General features: G+C 61.2%; 13 protein-coding genes and 1 tRNA gene. 2 read left to right on the top strand and 12 right to left on the bottom strand.

The genetic code is table 11. From position 1 onward, the window contains the following. Positions 1-16 precede the first annotated feature (16 nt). From purF to AS189_RS01430, 6 genes are all read right to left on the bottom strand, one after another. A complete protein-coding gene (purF, locus tag AS189_RS01455) occupies positions 17-1,582 on the bottom strand; it encodes an amidophosphoribosyltransferase (RefSeq protein ID WP_062285808.1) in 1,566 nt (521 codons plus the stop codon). Positions 1,583-1,685: 103 nt separating this feature from the next. Continuing rightward, positions 1,686-2,009 (bottom strand): hypothetical protein, encoded by a 324-nt coding sequence (locus AS189_RS01450; protein ID WP_062285807.1) that lies wholly within the window; start codon positions 2,007-2,009, stop codon positions 1,686-1,688. Between the two features lie 55 nt (positions 2,010-2,064). Then, on the bottom strand, positions 2,065-2,418 hold the full coding sequence (locus tag AS189_RS01445) for a sterol carrier family protein (protein WP_062285805.1): 354 nt from the start codon (positions 2,416-2,418) through the stop codon (positions 2,065-2,067). Between the two features lie 198 nt (positions 2,419-2,616). After that, complete coding sequence (locus AS189_RS01440) at positions 2,617-3,621, bottom strand: asparaginase (protein ID WP_062285803.1); 1,005 nt, start codon at positions 3,619-3,621, stop codon at positions 2,617-2,619. Between the two features lie 34 nt (positions 3,622-3,655). After that, positions 3,656-4,195 (bottom strand): hypothetical protein, encoded by a 540-nt coding sequence (locus tag AS189_RS01435; protein ID WP_062285802.1) that lies wholly within the window; start codon positions 4,193-4,195, stop codon positions 3,656-3,658. Between the two features lie 122 nt (positions 4,196-4,317). Beyond that, the gene (locus AS189_RS01430) at positions 4,318-6,861 is read right to left on the bottom strand and encodes a S1 family peptidase (RefSeq protein ID WP_062285800.1); all 2,544 of its coding nucleotides are present in this window, start codon (positions 6,859-6,861) and stop codon (positions 4,318-4,320) included. Between the two features lie 431 nt (positions 6,862-7,292). Here AS189_RS01430 and purD point away from each other — a divergent pair, with 431 nt between their 5' ends. Together purD and AS189_RS01420 are read left to right on the top strand one after the other, a co-directional pair. Continuing rightward, positions 7,293-8,585 carry a phosphoribosylamine--glycine ligase gene (gene purD, locus AS189_RS01425; RefSeq protein WP_062285798.1) on the top strand — a complete coding sequence of 431 codons (1,293 nt, stop codon included), beginning with the start codon at positions 7,293-7,295 and terminating at the stop codon, positions 8,583-8,585. A gap of 10 nt (positions 8,586-8,595) precedes the next feature. Continuing rightward, positions 8,596-9,516, top strand: a complete 921-nt coding sequence (locus tag AS189_RS01420; protein WP_062285796.1) for a phosphoribosylaminoimidazolesuccinocarboxamide synthase — start codon at positions 8,596-8,598, stop codon at positions 9,514-9,516. Positions 9,517-9,669: 153 nt separating this feature from the next. On the opposite strand, the gene AS189_RS01415 is transcribed toward AS189_RS01420, so the two are convergent. From AS189_RS01415 to AS189_RS01390, 6 genes are all read right to left on the bottom strand, one after another. After that, positions 9,670-10,911, bottom strand: a complete 1,242-nt coding sequence (locus AS189_RS01415) for a helix-turn-helix domain-containing protein (protein WP_062285793.1) — start codon at positions 10,909-10,911, stop codon at positions 9,670-9,672. A gap of 124 nt (positions 10,912-11,035) precedes the next feature. Next, positions 11,036-13,030, bottom strand: a complete 1,995-nt coding sequence (locus tag AS189_RS01410; RefSeq protein WP_062285790.1) for a DUF6541 family protein — start codon at positions 13,028-13,030, stop codon at positions 11,036-11,038. Between the two features lie 46 nt (positions 13,031-13,076). Beyond that, positions 13,077-13,430 (bottom strand): zinc ribbon domain-containing protein YjdM, encoded by a 354-nt coding sequence (locus AS189_RS01405; protein WP_062285789.1) that lies wholly within the window; start codon positions 13,428-13,430, stop codon positions 13,077-13,079. A gap of 76 nt (positions 13,431-13,506) precedes the next feature. After that, positions 13,507-13,583 (bottom strand) — tRNA-Pro (locus AS189_RS01400). A 124-nt stretch (positions 13,584-13,707) separates the two neighbouring features. Next, positions 13,708-14,670: a metallophosphoesterase gene (locus AS189_RS01395; protein ID WP_062285787.1), complete on the bottom strand. Its 963-nt coding sequence runs from the start codon at positions 14,668-14,670 to the stop codon at positions 13,708-13,710. A gap of 13 nt (positions 14,671-14,683) precedes the next feature. Then, the gene (locus AS189_RS01390; protein WP_082633959.1) at positions 14,684-16,951 is read right to left on the bottom strand and encodes a transglycosylase domain-containing protein; all 2,268 of its coding nucleotides are present in this window, start codon (positions 16,949-16,951) and stop codon (positions 14,684-14,686) included. Between the last annotated feature and the right edge of the window lie 33 nt (positions 16,952-16,984).

The following is a 16,984-nucleotide window of genomic DNA, read 5'->3' as shown; positions in this document are numbered from 1 at the left end:
TCTTTCTTACGAGTTCTTAAGAACCGGTGGCGGCGGTGCGGTCTTGATCGGTCAGAACAGTTTCCAGTTCCGAATCAGGACCCGGATCGCAGCCGGTGGAAGGGGTGGCGTTGCCCGGCTTGGTGCGCTCGAGCAAGTTCTTGCCCAAACGGTCGCTGCTGGGAAGTTCAATCGGGTAAGTGCCCGTGAAACATGCGGTGCAAAGGCGTTCGCGAGGCTGCAGCGTGGCGTCAATCATGCCGTCTTCGGAGATGTACTCCAGAGAATCGGCGCCGATGGACTTAGCAATCTCGTCAATGGCAGCACCGTTGGCGATCAGTTCCGCACGGGAGGCGAAATCAATGCCGTAGAAGCATGGCCAGCGTACGGGCGGTGAAGAAATCTTCACGTGCACTTCAGCGGCGCCGGCTTCCTTGAGCATGCGCACCACGGCGCGCTGCGTGTTGCCGCGGACAATGGAATCATCCACCACAACAATGCGCTTGCCGCGAATGACGGATTCAAGGGCGCTGAGCTTGAGCTTGATGCCGAGCTTGCGCAGGGTATCGCTGGGCTGGATGAAGGTACGGCCAACGTAGGCGTTCTTCACGAAGCCGTGAGCAAAGGGGATACCCGACTGCTCGGCATAGCCAATGGCTGCCGGGGTGCCGGATTCCGGAACCGGGATGACCAGGTCAGCGTCGTAGTGGCTTTCGCGGGCCAACTGGCGGCCCATTTCCACGCGGGACTCGTACACGGAGCGGCCGGCAATGGTGGCGTCGGGGCGGGCCAAGTAAACGTACTCGAAAACGCAACCAGCGGGTGTGGCCGGGGCGAATTTCTGGGTGCGCACGCCGTCTTCATCGATGGCGATGAATTCGCCGGGTTCGATTTCACGGATCAACGTGGCGCCAATGGTGTTCAGAGCGGCGTCCTCGGAGGCCACTACCCAACCACTTTCGAGGCGTCCCAGAACCAGTGGGCGGACGCCGTGCGGGTCACGTGCGGCGTATAGGGTGTGTTCGTCCATGAAGACGAAGCTGAAGGCGCCGTGGATCTTGGGCAGCAATTCCATGGCGGTCTCTTCAAGAGAGCTGCCTTCTTTGCCGCGCAACAAGGTGGTGACCAACGCAGTATCGGTGGTGTTTCCCTGGGCCATTTCGCCATCAGTGGGAATGCCATACTGGGCAATGACCATCTCATGCAGTTCAGCAGAGTTGGTCAGGTTGCCGTTGTGCGCCAGAGCGACGGTGCCGCTGCCAGTTGCACCCAGGGTCGGCTGAGCGTTAGCCCAATTGGCCGCACCTGTGGTGGAGTAGCGACAATGGCCCACAGCCATGTGTCCGGTCAGGGTGTTCAGTGTGGGTTCGTCAAAGACCTGGGATACGAGTCCCATGTCTTTATACACACTGATCCGCTTGCCATCGCTCGTTGCGATGCCAGCAGACTCCTGACCACGGTGCTGTAGTGAATACAGTCCGTAATAGGTTAGTTTTGCAACCTCTTCACCGGGTGCCCAGATGCCCAGAACGCCACAAGCGTCCTGAGGTCCCTTTTCGCCGGGTAAAAGATCATGGGATAGTTTTCCGTCTCCGCGTGCCACGAGAAAATTATCTCATGTAATGACGGACGCCACGACCTGTTGTGATGTGGGTTATATCCAACTGGTGGCTTGGGTGAAGTAAGGGGGGCCGCAGGCGGCGTATTTAGGCGATCTCAGCTTCAGGGTTGGTGCCCTCATCAGGGAGAGGCTGCGCAACGAGCGTCTTGCTCCGGCGCAGACTCCGCTTGTCCAAAATCAGGGCGAGTGCCGCGCCGAGGATCACGCCGGGGACCAGTAGCAAAACAGTGAAAAATCCGAAGATGGATGAGGTTGTAAATTGTTCGCTGGGCGGAGCCATAGAGGTGAAAATGGCTGCTGCCACAACGCCGACCAAGGCGCCGGCGATCAAGAACGGGACGTACTTCGGGGCGCGGCGCACATTGAGTTTGCGGGGCTCTCCGGCAGTGGGTTCAGGCTGGGAAGTCATCCTTCAAGGGTACCCGGCCCAGCTTGGAGTCCCCTGCGAAGGTAAGAAAAGTTCGCTACAGGGGCAGTTCGGCGGATAGGTCCGCACGCAATCCAGAGGCCGCCACCAGACCGCGTTCCACGGCGTCTGCCCAGTCCAAGGTGCCGGTCACCAGCTCCAGCCAGGTCCCGGCGTCGCACTCCACCACATTGGGAGGGGTGCCGCGGGTGTGCCTGGGTCCGGGGATGCATTGGGTGACGCCGTAGGGTGGCACGCGCACTTCCACGGAGTTCCCCGGGGCACGCGCGGCCACTTCTTCCAAGGCGTAGCGCACGGCCATGGCTGTCACGGCGCGGCCACGTTCTCCGCCGCGCCAGGCGGCCAGGGCGGCGCTTCCCTCGGCAATGTCGATGCGGCGGCGGGCAACCATGGGCACTCCTACAGTTTTTGATGGGGATGTTCGACGCCGGATGGCTGGGTTGGGTGGGCTTGGCAGGCTGGTTGGGCCCACGCTTGCCAGGTTCCCGGGAAATCGCTTCAGCGATTGTTTGGTCGAGTAAGTTTGGGCCCACGCTTGCCAGGTTCCCGGGAAATCGCTTCAGCGATTTATCGGGCCGGCAAGTGGGGACTAGTTCAGGAGTGCGCTGACTGCCTGGCCTAGACGGAGGCTGCCGGCACGGTGGCTGCCGCCGAGAACCGGGGGGACCACTTTGCTGAGTACCTCGGCCACCGCGGGAATGTCGAGGGCGCCGCTTGCCGCCAACAACGTCAGGCCCACGAGGGTTGCGGCGCGGCCATTGCCGTCAAGGATTTTCACGGCGACACTGGCCCCCGTCGGGGCGGCCATGGCAAGAACGCCTTCAGCACCCAGTTTGGCTAGGACGCCGAGTTCATCCATGACCACTGTGTTGGGGCGGCCGTGGCCTTCTACAGCCCACGGATAGTCCAGCATGGAGGTGGCGATGGTGGCGGCCCGGGCATTGGCGTTTTTATCCGACGGAGCCTTGGCCAATGTGGTGAAGGCCCTGGCGAGTCCGGTGAGAGTCACGGCCATGACGGGGGCGCCACAGCCATCGGTCCCTGTGTGGTGCACCGATTCTTCGGTGTATTCCTCCAGAGTGGTTCGCGCGGCCCGCTGCATGGGGTGGTTGGGTTCCAGATAGCCGTCCAGATCCCAGCCGTTTTCCGTGCAAGCCCAGAGAAAAGCTGCATGCTTGCCGGAGCAGGCCATAGCCAATTTTGACTTGCCGCGGCCAGACCGGACCAGCCAGGCACGGGCTTCGGGATCGCTGGGCCAATCGGCCGGGCAGCCGAGGTTGGCTTCCTTGAGGCCTGCTGCCTTGAGCATCCCTTCGACTACATCCATATGTTCCAATGAACCCGTGTGGCTTCCAGCTGCCAAAGCCACCTGCGCCCCACGCAAGGGGACTCCTGACTGCATGGCGGCCAGAGCTTGGAAAGGCTTGATAGCCGAGCGCGGATAGATGGGGGAGCTGATGTCGCCTAGAGCTGTCACGACCGAGCCATCGCCAGCCAGGACAACGGCCGAACCTATGTGCCGGGATTCTATGAAGCCGCTGCGCTCAAGGACGGCAAGTTCGACGGCGTCGTCCGCCCGGAATGTATGGATCATGGTGTCATCTTAGCGAGCGGAACAGCAGCCAGGGCTACAGCGCGGTGGCAAGTCCGGTGGATTCTTTGAAGAGCAACGGTACGTCTCCGGCAGGCTTGTCTGTAGCTGCTGACTTGGCGACGGAGTCTAGTTGCTCGGGGGCCACAAAGACGGTGACGGTTCCCGTGCGTCCGTCGGGGATGACTTTGTGGATGGCTGCGCCTTGTTCCGTTGGCAGCGAGCTGCGCCAAGCCATGACCGCTTGAAGTGCTGTTTCAAGTTGGGCCGCGTCCAAGGTGACAAGGTGCGAAATCGCCCCGGCAGCCTTCACAGTCGCGGCGGCTGCTTCCGTGGTCACGGCAACGTGCAGCTGGTTCCCCTCGATCCAGGAGTCCGCATAGGCGTCACCGAGTTCGCTCCGCAGTGAATCATTGAGCGCCAACATGGTGTTGGTCTGCTCGGTACTGGCTGACGGACTGGCGCTCTGAGCCGCTGCTGGTGTTTCGGGGTCTTGGGTGGGTTTGCATGCGCTCATGCCGAGGGCTCCTGCCAGGGTGGCGGTGAGGACGATTGCGGAAATCTTCTTGCTGTTCATTGTGCCTCCGTTTAACGGCAGTGGGTCCCGTCCAAAGTGAACGGGACCCACGCCTTACATTCGCACCCGCGTGGGTCCGTCAGTATTTGTACTTCATTGACAATCTAGTGTCCGGATGGACCCTAGATTGTGGTGTTGCGACGGCGGATTAGCAAGAATACCGCTCCGGCCAGGAGTAGCAATCCACCGGCTCCACCGAGCACTAGCAGCGAGCTGGATGCGCCAGTGTTGGCCAAGTTGTTATCGGTGGGCGCCCTGGTGGGAGCAACCGTCGGAGCTGGGGTGGGTTCCTGCGTTACCGGGGGCGTGGTCGGTTCCGGCAACGGGGCGGCCAATACCGAGAACGCCGAGGTAGTCGTGAGGGACTTGTCGTCGCCAACAGTCTGTACGGCCGTGACAGTGTACTTGCCGGTGGTCAGCTTTGAGTCCAGAGCGACGTTCCAGGTGCCGTCAACGACAGTGGCCGTCTGGGCCTTGCCGTTCAGGGTGACCGTGAGCGTTGCGCCGTCAATGTTGGTACCTGAAATTTCAGCAGGGCCCTGATCGAAGGCGAATTCTTGGCCGTTGCTCGGCGAGGTGATGGCCGGGGCGGCCAAGACAACGCTGAACTTGCTAGTTGTCGTCTTGGAATCGTTCCAGTTGGTCAACGTCTGCTTGGCAGTGACGGTGTAGTCGCCAACTTCCAGGCCCGTCTTGATCGTGACGGACCACTTGCCGTCGTTGCCAACTACTGCGGTGTCCGTGACATCGCCGGTCAATTCAACGTTGGCGCCAGCCTTGCCGGTACCGGAGATGGTGGTGACGGGGGCGGCAACGCTGGCGTTGTTGGCGGGGGTGGTGATGGCCGGGGCGGCCAAAGTCTCCTTGATGACCTCAATGGAGGCTTCTGTGGTTTCCGAGGTGCTGAAGCCATTTTTGGCCTTCGCGGTAACGGAGAAAGTCCCGATTTCGTTCGGGGCCTTGGCGATCCACTTGCCATCGGCGCCAACAGCAACCTCAGTCGTCACGGCGTCAGCGGTCACGCCGTCGATGGTGACCAAGACCGTGGTGCCAGCAGGTGCACCGGCAACGGTGCCGGTGACGGCGCCTTCACGGTAGACCGGTGCCGTGGTGGTGACCTTGGGGGTTTCCAGGAAGATCTTCACGGTGTAGCCGCCAGTGTGCTTCAAGGCGTCTGTGAGGCTGACGCCGTACGAAATGATGCCCGGCGTGCCGGCGCTGATCATGCCCACGGCAAGGTTTCCGGCCATGATGGCGCCGCCGGAGTCGCCGCGGTTGGCTGCGAGGCTCGTGGAGCCGAAGCCGCGGACGGCCCGAATGTCATTGCATGCCTCGACGGTGGGCACGGGGTTGCAGGCGGCCTCTTCTTCCGGGTAGGTGGTGCCCCCAACCGTGAAAACGCCCAATTCGGTCACGGTGCCGCAGGTCCAGCCGGTGGTACGGCCGGACTTGCAAATAGCGGCACCCCTAACTGCGTCGGAAACGCCTGTGACCTGGGGGCCGGATGCCTTCGGGTTGGCCGGAGTTTTCCAGTCGGTGACCTTGGCCAGCGGGTTGACATTCGCATCGATGTTGTTAATGACGGCTACGTCGGTGCCGATGTTGTTGAGCTTGTTTTTGTCACCCTGCCAGCCTGTGGGGGCTGTGGCGGGTGTGTTGCCGACGCCGCCGAATTGTGAGGCGCCGAAGGTGCCCAGGGGGCCCATTAGGCCTCCGGATGTCAGGTCTCCGGTGACGGCGGGCTCCTGCTCGGGATCGGTGAGAACGGCGTCCGTCAGAGCTCCGTCACCGGTGCAGTGGCCAGCGGTGATAACTGCCGGGGCGCCGGCTTTGTTGAAGCCGTTCCAGCCGATGCTGCATGCCCCTCCGGTTGTGCGGGGGTTGTCAAAGGCGGCGTAGCCCTGACCGTTTGTCACGTCGTTCGCGTACGCGGCGGCGGGGCCTGAGGCAGCCTCGATCTTTACGTTGTTGTACTTGGCAGCGAAATCGCTGACCGAAGGGGCGGCAGTTGCCGAGAAAGAGCGTGACTTCATGGCCGTGCCGCCGTTTGCCGGGCCGCCCGTGGCCGGAACCCCGGTGCGGATGACGAACTCATCGTTGCTGTTGACCATGATTGACTGCAGCTTTCCCGCGCCGAATTCGGCGACATAGTCAGCGAACAGGGCGTCAACGTTGGCTGCGTCCACTTTGGTGGACAGGGGAGCTGCCTTGACTGATGTGACAGCCACCTTGGCGCTGCCTGCGGCAGCCTTGGCTGCCGCAGCGGCGGCGGGAGAAGCCTGGACCTTGATGGTGTCCCCGGCAATCGAGACCTGTGCGTTGGGGTCAGCCTTGACAACTTCGGTCTGCACTTGGGCGGCCGTGGCGGCTAGTTGACCTTGGGCGTTGAATTCCTCAACGCTCAAGTTCAGGTCGTCTTTCACTGCCTTGGCAAGGCCGTCGGGCAGCGGTGCTGTGCTGGAGGGGGTGGAAGAAGTCGCGGACGGTGCGCTCGTGGGAGTGGCTGAACTGGTGGCCTCTGACGTAACGGAGGCACTGGTCGGAGCGGTCGTCGGATCGATTGAAGGCGCTGCCGTAGCGACAGTGAAGCTGCCGCCCAGCAGGACGGCAGCTGCGGCGCAGGCCGCACCTCCGCGCTTGATGAAGGCGCGCGTGGATGCTTGCATGTAAGTGGTTCCCCCTGGAGAAGATGAAAAGATCCTGATGAGTTGAAGCTACCTGAAGGCGCGAATGTCTGCTGTGAGTGAACAGCCCAACCCATCGATAAAGCTATCAAGTGGATTAACTAACCGCAAAGAAAATGTCGGTTGGTCTTCACAAACTGCCGTGAACCCCTGATTTGGCGGGGTTGGAAGAGCTACCCATTGACACGGTTGAGCGACTGTGTATGGTGTTTCGCTGCGGATACTCGGCCCTTTGGACTTAAAAGTCGGTTGAATTGTTACGGTGAACTGGTGGTCTCCTAAGTGCTCCTCGCGGTGCCTGAGACTGCTTTCTGATGGCGACTGCAGCTGTGCGTGCCTACGTGGCCCGGCCCTGTATGGACAGAACTCCCGCAACATGCGGCCCCGGCACCGAAGCAAAGTATCCTAGAGGGGTGAAGGTTTTAGTGATTGGCCCCGGAGGCCGCGAACATGCCATTGTCCGCTCGTTGCTCAGCGACCCCAACGTCAGTGAAGTGCACGCCGCACCTGGCAATGCCGGGATCGCGGCCATCGTGCCAACCCATGAGATCAATGCCAGTGATCCTGCCGCTGTGGCAGCCTTGGCGCTGAAGTTGGACAGCGATCTGGTGATCGTGGGCCCCGAGGCTCCCTTGGCGGCAGGCGTGGCTGATGCCGTGCGAGCCGCGGGCATCCCGGTCTTTGGACCCAGCAAGGAAGCCGCACAGCTTGAAGCTTCCAAGGCATTCGCGAAGACCGTGATGGCAGAAGCCCAGGTTCCCACGGCCATGGCCAAGGTTGCCGTCAATGCCGAGGAAGCTGCAAATGCCCTCGACACTTTCGGTGCACCATATGTCGTCAAGGACGACGGCTTAGCGGCCGGCAAGGGCGTGGTGGTCACCAACGATCGCGACGAGGCCCTGGCCCACGCCCAGTCCTGCTTTGACGTGGGTGGCACAGTTGTCATCGAAGAGTTCCTTGATGGCCCCGAAGTTTCCCTCTTTGTTCTGGCCGATGGCCGCACAGTCGTGCCGCTGGCCCCGGCCCAAGATTTCAAGCGCATTTTCGACGGCGACGAAGGCCCCAACACCGGCGGCATGGGCGCATACTCGCCGCTGGAATGGGCCCCCGCCGGTCTTGTCCAGGAAGTCATTGACCGCGTGGCTCAGCCCACCATTGACGCCATGGCCCACCGTGGCACCCCTTTCACAGGCGTGCTGTACTGCGGACTGGCACTGACCAGCCGCGGCACCCGCGTCATTGAGTTCAACGCCCGCTTTGGCGACCCGGAGACGCAGGCCGTCCTGGCCCGTCTGAAAACCCCACTGGGCGGCGTCCTCATGGCGGCAGCCAAGGGCCAACTGGACGAAATCGATGAGTTGCGCTGGGCACCCGAGACCGCTGTCGCCGTCGTACTCGCCAGCGAAAACTATCCTGATGCTCCCCGCACCGGCGATAAGATCCGTGGCTTGAAGAAGGCCAACCGGCTCGACGGCGTGCACGTGCTGCATGCGGGCACGGGAACGGACGACGACGGCAATACCGTCAGTGCCGGAGGGCGAGTCCTCGCCGTGGTTGGCCTGGGTGTGGATCTGGAAGACGCCCGTGAAAAGGCGTACGCCGGCATTGAAGAAATTTCATTGGAAGGCGGCCAGTACCGCAAGGATATTGCGGCCAAGGCAGCCCGCGGGGAAATCACCGTGACCACGAACCCTTCACAGGCATAGGACTCTCTTCATGACTTCAGCAATTCCCGCTGCCCCCGCCCTGCCCGGCTGGACCCACATTTACTCTGGCAAGGTTCGAGACCTCTACCAGCCGGCCTCCACGGATGGCCCGTTCGCAGGGCGCAATGATGTGGTTCTGGTTGTTGCCAGTGACCGGATCAGCGCCTTTGACCACATTCTCAGCACCGAAATCCCGGACAAGGGCCGCATCTTGACGGGTCTGAGCCTGTGGTGGTTCGAGCAGCTCAACGTGCCCAACCACCTGCTGGCCACCACGGTGGAAGACGGTGTTCCTGCGGCAGTGGCTGGCCGGGCCATGGTCTGCAAGAAGCTGGAGATGTTCCCCATTGAGTGCATTTCCCGCGGATACCTCACCGGTTCAGGATTGATCGAATACCGCGCCTCGCAGACGGTATGCAGCCTGCCGCTGCCCGCCGGCTTGGAGGACGGATCGCGGCTGGAGGAGGCAATCTTCACGCCGTCGGCCAAGGCTGAAGTTGGCGAACACGATGAAAACATCAGCTTTGCGCAGATGGTGGACACTGTGGGCGAGCACTCCGCAGAGGCGCTGCGCACATTGACGTTGGAAATTTACTCACGCGCTGAGGAGATTGCCCGTGAGCGCGGCATCATCTTGGCCGATACCAAAGTAGAGTTCGGCACCGATCCCGCCACAGGTGTCATTACGCTCGGCGATGAGGTTCTCACCCCGGATTCCTCCCGTTTCTGGGATGCGGAGCTCTGGGCACCGGGGCAGGCACAGCCTAGCTTTGACAAGCAGTATGTGCGGGACTGGCTAGCCAGCCCGGCATCCGGCTGGGACCGCGCCTCGGACACTCCGCCGCCGGCGCTGCCCGCCGACGTCGTGGAGCGTACCCGTGCACGGTATGTCGAGGCCTTTGAACGCCTGACGGGAACCACGTTCGTGTAATACCGCGACAAAATTGACTAAAAAGAAACCTGCACAAAGTGGCCTTCATCCCACTTTGTGCAGGTTTTTTATTGCTCTGAATCTGGCACGCCCACATCCGGCACGCCCACGTCCGGTGCCCCAGAGCTTGGGCGTTGCTACGGCGACTGCGCCTTACGCGCCGGAAAGTTCCAGTTGTGCCAGGAAGTTTTGCGCCGCGGCTGCTCGGTCTAAGGCGCCGGCCTGCGTGTACCGTGCCTGGGCGTTGGAGTAGGCGGTGAGGGCTTCTGCGTTGCGATCGGCCGCTTGCAGAGCATTTCCCAGCAGGAGCGCCGAGTCTCCGGCGATGTGCGGGGCGAGCTGGTCCTTTTGCTCCTCGATCGTCTCCAACAAGGTCAATGCTTTAGGCAGTTCGTTGTTGAGATAGTGCCAGCGGGCGCGCAGCATGGACACCTCAAGGGTTTCTGCGGGGGTTGCACCTACCACCGAGTGGGCCAGTTCGCTGCGTTCAATGGCCTGCAACGTGGCTGGCTCCACCACGCCTGCCATGAGCCGAACCCAGGCCGTTGCCTTGTTGAACTGAGCCCAACGCGAGAGGTCTGAGGCGGGTGAGAGCAACCTGCTGGCCTTGGCGTGATGTTCGAGCCCGGTGCGGATGTCCTGACGGATGAAGGCTACATTGCCGATGACCCAGTGGATTTCGCCTGCCATCTGCGCCGGTGTCGAATCGGTGACGGCGTCGGCCAGGGCCATGGTGTGGATCCATGCCTCGTCGAGCCGACCGGCTTCGGTGAGGCTACCAATGAGGGTTTGCAGCGCCATGAGGTAGGAGCCGAATTCTTCGGCGCTGTCACCGGAACCGATGCTGACAGCGAGGATTCCGTGTTCGATTGATTCCTGCAGGCAGCCCTGTGCCAACATTGCTGCCGCCATGACCTGATGGGCTCGTAGCGAGAGTGCGTCGCTTTCAAGGGTGAGAGGGTGATCCAGCAGCGTTTGGAGCACCGCGATTGCCTCGCAGTTATCGCCATGCCGCAGAAGTGAGTTCGTCGCCAGGAACGTCATGTTCCACCACGTCACTTGGTCCTTGTTGGCTTGGGCCAGCGCGGCGGCAGCCTTCGCATTGGTGGCCGCACCCAAATAATCGCGGGTGTCCCACGACTGTTGTGCACACAGAGAAAGCCGCAGGGCGCCACTGTCCTCCGCAGTGGCGGATCCAACCCAGTCCGCAACGGAGGAGGGCGTCAGTTGAAGTTGCCGCGCCAGCTGCTGGATGATGTCCACAGTGGGCTCGCGATGAGCATTTTCCAGCAGTGAAATATAGCTGGCGGAGTACAGATCCCCGCCCAGTTCGGCCTGCGTCAAATGCCGTGCCAGCCGCTCCTGCTTGAGCCGGTCACCAAAACTGCTGCCCATGGAAAATTCCCTCACTTGCCGGTCACCAGATATTGGCTCAACTCTATTGTGTTGGCACCTAATAGTCCCGTAAAACATGACAAAAACTGTCAAATAGATTGTCGAATACCACAATGTGTTGCGGCTACAGCTTCACGCCGCCGCATGTGGTGAGTTTGTAGAGCTTGGCGTGCCCCTCACTAGCCACGAGGGTGAAGGCCTCTGAATCCCCGGCCAGCGTGATGCCGGGATAGAGCGAACGGGGATCATTGAAGGCTGGAATGTAGTCGGTGCCGAAATCCAGCAGGTAGCTCACGCCCTGGCGTTTGGCTGCGGCGCACACGTCTTGATCACTGCCAACTCGGTTGAGCCAGAATCGCAAGGTGTAGAGGTCGGAATTCAAATCCCCTTGCGAGCTGTAGGGGAACAGCATGTGTCGCCCTGCCAGCACCATGGCCAGCGCCGACCCGTTGTAAGGATTGTTGGCAATGACGTCATCGGCAGTGGTGTAGTCGCCGAGTCGGTGAATCAGGGCCAGCTCCTGCGCATCAATCTGGGCCAGACCGTTGGGCTCAGGCGGGACCTCAAACATGATTTCCACCTGCCCCTTCATCTGCCATAGCCCAGGATTACTGAAGGCAAGTACGACGGCGAGACTCGCCGCAGCGGCCACCTTCCCCTTGCGCTGCCAGAGAGTAGGCGAAAGTTTGCGGGCCCGACCGTTGGCACCCAGCCAATCCACGAGTCGCACGAGTCCCAAGGCTGCCAGTGGCACGGCCAGCAGAGGCATGAGGGCGGCAATGCGTTCCGGGTTATCCCACCACGGGGCCATCGCAATGTTGGCAGGAGTGAGGTTGGTGCCCGCTGAGAGAGGGTAGGTCAAGGTCAACAACACCAAGGCGGCCGGCAGCCAGCGCAGACCCGGGCGGCGGAACCCGGCTCGGATGCCTACCAGGACCAGGGCGGTCAGGGCCAGGGCCGGGAACCAGATGGGTGCTGGTGCATGGGTGAAGTTGCGGATCAGTGCCAGCGGGAAGAAGAGGAAGGCCGGACTCGTGTAGGAAAAGAGGCTGCGGATTTGCGGCAGTACAGACAAAATCCCCGCCACGGCTCCAACAGCGAGCACCAACAGCGCTATGCGCAACCAGCCGGTGCGGCGGCTACGGCCGAACCCTGCGCGGAGCCACGAATAGATGAGGTAGGCCAGCAGGGGAGTCAGCACCAGCAGAACGCTGAAAACGCCATTGGGCTGGGCCGTGATGGCGCCGGGAAGAAACAAGATCACCAAGGTCAGCGCCTGGGCGGGCTCCAAGCCATGATGGTTGGCTGGGCGGAGGATCAGCAATACTAGAGCGATCCCCACCGGGACCAGGGCGTTGGAAAGTGCGTTGGGGTACGCAGAGCCGTACTGCAACAACAACCAAGGGAAGGCGGGGAAGGCTGCGGCCAGCGCGCCTGCACTGACCAGCAGCAGAGGGCGCGCACCGAAGAGCACTCGTGTGAGGAACATGCCGCTGAGCGGCCAGACAAGCCCGGCCACAGCCAGCCACATGAGGTTAGTCGCCGCAGGGACGCTAATGCCAGTCACAATAGCCAGCAGGCTCACCAAGCCGTGCCACGCGCCGGGGTAGAACGAGGACTGAATGGTGGGCAGAATGAAGCTGGAAACTGCAAAGGAGGATGCATTGCCGGTCTCCACGGCGTGGGCTGTTGCGTTGAGGTGGAACACGGAATCGTAACCCTGAGTGAACTGCTCGGGGGTGGGGGCCACCAATATCAGCAGCAGAGTGGTGATCGCCAGCGCAGTCAGGGCACCGATGATTCCGGCCGTGAGGCCAACGCGAGACCGAGGTCCTGACACAGCCTCGATGGAGTTCAGTGCTGGAATACAACGGCGTGCCGCCCACGCGGCGCCGGCGGCGATGGCAGTTCCCAGAAGTACAACGGGGATGCCCCAGCTCAGATGGATCAATGGCGCCACGATGGCACTAACGGCCAGCACTGAGACGGAGACCGCCGGTGCAAGGCACAGAGCAATGAGGCCCCGGATCCGAAGCGCCGCCAAGACAGCGGCTCCGGGCACGGCAAGAATCAGCAGGGCTACGGCGAACGCTGGCACTGCCTCAATCCAAGAAGTCACCCAACGTTCCTTGCTGTAGGCGCAGTGTCTGCCGGCTGGCCAGGGATCAAACCTTTTTGACGATGCTGGATTTGAGCTTCATGGGCCCGAATCCGTCAACCTTGGCATCGATGTCATGGCCGTTGACTGGGGTGATCAGACGAATATTGCGGACCTTGGTGCCGATTTTCAAGTCTTGGGGGCTGCCCTTGACCTTCATGGTCTTGACGATGCTGACGGTATCGCCAGTGGCCAAAACGTTGCCTACAGCGTCTTTGACAACGCTCTCTTCCTCGGCGGCTGATTCGCCCTCTTCGGAAGGGGCCCATTCGTGCGCGCATTCTGGGCACACTAAAAGTTCACCCAATTCATAGGTGTATTCGCAGTCGCATACAGGGCACGGTGAAAGTGTGTCGCTCATGGCTTCCATCCTAGCTGTTGGGGGAAAATCAGTTAAGAAAAAGCAGCGGCATCCAATTGGATACCGCTGCTTTGATTGGTCGGGGTGACAGGATTTGAACCTGCGGCCTCGTCGTCCCGAACGACGCGCGCTACCAAGCTGCGCCACACCCCGATCCATTGTTTTCCCTGACCAGTGACGGTCTGGAAAAGCAACCTCTCAAGAATAGCGGACAGGGTGCCAGTTTACGAAATCGAGAAGGGGTGTCTGGTCTTTGGCCGCGAAAATAGCGTAGCAATCAGGTGCTGCTGAGCGTTTTCGCCGTCAACGTCAGGACAACAGCCTCAGGGCGGCAGGCGAAGCGGAAGGGGGCCGTGCGGGAGGTGCCGATGCCCGCGGAGACGTTGACCGGCGTCGTGCGTCCTCCGGACTCCCAATCGTTGAGGCCTCTGGCGCGCCAGGTGGGCAGATCGCAATTGCTGACAAGTGCACCGTATCCGGGCACGCAGACTTGGCCGCCATGGGTATGCCCGGCCAGGATCAGATCCGCGCCATCAGCCGTGAAATGGTCCAGCACTCGCTGGTACGGGGCGTGCGCCACAGCGATCCTGACGTGCGGGGCGCTGTCCTGGCCCACAGCGCCGCGGGGCCAGCCCGCATAGCGTTCCCGGTTGAGGTGCGGATCATCCACGCCGCTGAAGTCGAATCGGATCCCCTTGAGCGGGATGGACTGGGCCCGGTTGGTCAGGTTAACCCAGCCGCCCATGCCAAACCCGGTATGCAGGGCTTCGGTGTCCAGGGCAATGGGTTTCTTCCGGTTCTCCGAAGGCAGCTTGGACGGGCCGGAGAAGTAGGCCAACGGGTTCCTGAAGCTGGGCGCAAAGTAATCGTTGGAGCCCGGAACAAACACTCCGGGGAATTCCATGAGCGGACCTAGCGCGTCCAAAAGCGGAGCAATGGCTTCGGGATGGCTGAGGTTATCGCCGGTGTTGACCACCAGATCCGGCGCCAGCGAGGCTAGCTCGCGGAGCCAACTGGTCCGCTTGTGCTGCCCAAGGGATAAATGAATGTCGGAGAGGTGCAACACCGTGAACGGAGCCGAACCAGGCGGCAGGATGGCCAGCCGTTCCTCACGGATGGAAAACCAATTACGTTCAATGAAGGTGCCATAGGCTACCGCGCCCACGCCGGCGGCAACGGCAAGCCCCGCCGCCGCTTTCACTGTGGTGAAGCGGGACGGGGCTGTTCGCATACGAGGCATGGAGGCTTAGGCTCTAGTCTTTCTTCTTGTCTTTATTATCGGTGGCCGGCTTGTCCTTGTTCTCCGTGGCAGGCTTCTCCTGGGAGTCCTTATTGTCATCGGCGGACTTTGTTTCAGCGGGCGCGGGCGGGGGAGCCGGCGGGGAGACGATGCTGGCTGGCGGCGGATCGAAGGCGCCTACGTCGTAATTGCCTGCGACCTGGTTCATATACGCCTGCCACGCATGGCCGGCGTAGGTGGAGCCGTCAACATACGGGATCTTCTGGCCGGCGATGAGCCGGTTGTTGGTGGAATCATTCTTGTTCTCCGGCATGCCCACCCAAGCAGACGTAGCCACGCCGCGCGTGTAACCGTTGGTCCAGGTCTGCTGAGAATCATTGGTGGTACCGGTCTTGGCACCAGCCGGGTACTGCAGCGGGATCTGGTAGCCGGAACCATTTTGCAGCACCTGCTGGAGCACGGCATTCACGCCTGCAGCCACTTCAGGCTTCACGGTCTGCTTGCAGTTGGCGCTCGGAACCGGGAGTTTCTCGCCCTTGGCGTTGGTGATGGATTCCAAAGCAATGGGCGTGCAGTACAGCCCGCCGGAGGCAAAGGTGGCGAAGGCATTGGCCATGGTCAGCGGTGCAACCTCGCCACTACCCAGCAGGCTGCTGCTGCTGGAGAGGTTGTAGGGCTTGGTGACGTCGCTGCCCATGTGAATGCCGGTAGCTGTCATCATCTTCTGGATGTTGCACATGTCCATCTGGGCTGCAGTGGCCATGGTCGCGGTGTTCAGCGACAGGTAGAGACCCTCCCTAGCGGTAAGCGTTCGGTAGTAAATACCGTTTGGACCGTCCGCATTTTGCAGGTCCTGGTCAGCTTGGGGGTCGGAACTGTCGTAATAGCCGCCGGTGGCGCCGCAGCTGTTGTTCCACGGACGCGACTGGGGGTAGCGGCGCACCGAGGCGTCCACCCTGTCGTCGATCTTGTGGCCGGAGTTCAGCCATTCGGCAAAGGTGAACGGCTTGATGGTTGAACCCACGTCGAAGCCGCCTGAGCCGCCCAGTGAGGCGCCGTTGGCATCCAGACGGTCAACGGCGAAGTTGTAGTCCGTTTTCCATTGGCCCTCTTTGGGAGCCAGCTTGGTGTTCTGCGCCATGGCGAGGATCTTGCCCGTCTTCGGCTGGACGGACACAATGGCCATGCCAACCCTGTCAGGGTTGTTTTCGATCGGGGCGTAGTTCGCGAACTGAGCCTGAGCGGCGTCCTGCATTTTCGCGTCCAGCGTGGTTTTGATGGTCAAACCGCCCTGCAGAAGGACCTTGAGGCGATCTTCGGGAGTTTTACCGTACTTGGCATCATTGACGAAGAGATTGCTGACGTACTCGCAGAAGTACTCGGCTCGCACGGCAGTGGTGCAACCGTTGCGTGTGGGCTGCACCTTCAGGGCAACCTTGGAGGCAACGGCTTCCTTATGCTGCTTGGCATCGATCATGCCTTGATCCAGCATGTGGTCCAACACCAAGTTGCGGCGCGTCAGAGAGTTCTCGGGATTGGCAATGGGGTCATAAATCTGAGGGCTATTGACTACACCGGCCAGCAGGGCAGCTTGCGGCAGGTTCAGGTCTTTAGCGTGAATGCCAAAGTAGTTGTAGGCAGCTGATTCGATGCCGAAGTTGCCATTGGCATAGAGCACCCAGTTCAAGTAGCCCTGCAGGATCTCATCCTTGGAGTACTTCTTTTCAATGGCAATGGCCAGCTTGATCTCGCGGACCTTCTCGCCAACACCCTTGTCACCGCCAAGCTTAATCTTGTCGTAGTCGCCGTCGGCTGCATAGGTCTGGATGATCACGTTGTTCACGAACTGCTGGGTGATGGTGGAGGCACCCTGGCGTCCACCGCCCTGAGCCATGGCCGTGACGGCACGCATCAAGCCACGGGTGTCAATGCCGCCATGGTCGTAATAGCGAGCATCTTCCACCGCAACAATGGCGTCCTTCATGAACGGCGAGATATCTTTCAGCGCCACCTCGGTGCGGTTCTGGTCGTAGAACGTAGCCAAGAGGGAACCGTCAGATGCCAGAATCTTTGACGACTGGGCCGGTGTGCCCACCTTCATCTCGTCCGGGAGCTCATCAAAGAGCGTGATGGACGAGGTGGTTGTGGTGCTGGCCAGAGCCGCCGCCGGGACCAGGAGTCCTGCCACCAGGACGCCACAAATCGCGCTGACGCCCAGGAAGAGGACCAATTTACCCAGCGTTGTGGCGGTATCGAAAATGGGGTGTTTTTTTGCTGCCATTTTTCCAGTTTACCGGCAGGGATACTCTTTGAC

Source organism: Arthrobacter alpinus (genome assembly GCF_001445575.1).
Taxonomy (GTDB): domain Bacteria; phylum Actinomycetota; class Actinomycetes; order Actinomycetales; family Micrococcaceae; genus Specibacter; species Specibacter alpinus_C.
The sequence above is the reverse complement of the archived record's forward strand: the minus strand, read 5'-3'. Positions and strand labels throughout refer to the sequence as shown.

What these genes read in the sequence shown, in the direction of transcription:
- AS189_RS01450 (WP_062285807.1), bottom strand. Translation starts at nt 2,009, where the DNA reads ATGACTTCCCAGCCTGAACCCACTGCCGGAGAGCCCCGCAAACTCAAT.
- AS189_RS01445 (WP_062285805.1), bottom strand. Translation starts at nt 2,418, where the DNA reads ATGGTTGCCCGCCGCCGCATCGACATTGCCGAGGGAAGCGCCGCCCTG.
- AS189_RS01440 (WP_062285803.1), bottom strand. Translation starts at nt 3,621, where the DNA reads ATGATCCATACATTCCGGGCGGACGACGCCGTCGAACTTGCCGTCCTT.
- AS189_RS01435 (WP_062285802.1), bottom strand. Translation starts at nt 4,195, where the DNA reads ATGAACAGCAAGAAGATTTCCGCAATCGTCCTCACCGCCACCCTGGCA.
- AS189_RS01430 (WP_062285800.1), bottom strand. Translation starts at nt 6,861, where the DNA reads ATGCAAGCATCCACGCGCGCCTTCATCAAGCGCGGAGGTGCGGCCTGC.
- AS189_RS01420 (WP_062285796.1), top strand. Translation starts at nt 8,596, where the DNA reads ATGACTTCAGCAATTCCCGCTGCCCCCGCCCTGCCCGGCTGGACCCAC.
- AS189_RS01415 (WP_062285793.1), bottom strand. Translation starts at nt 10,911, where the DNA reads ATGGGCAGCAGTTTTGGTGACCGGCTCAAGCAGGAGCGGCTGGCACGG.
- AS189_RS01405 (WP_062285789.1), bottom strand. Translation starts at nt 13,430, where the DNA reads ATGAGCGACACACTTTCACCGTGCCCTGTATGCGACTGCGAATACACC.
- AS189_RS01395 (WP_062285787.1), bottom strand. Translation starts at nt 14,670, where the DNA reads ATGCCTCGTATGCGAACAGCCCCGTCCCGCTTCACCACAGTGAAAGCG.
- AS189_RS01390 (WP_082633959.1), bottom strand. Translation starts at nt 16,951, where the DNA reads ATGGCAGCAAAAAAACACCCCATTTTCGATACCGCCACAACGCTGGGT.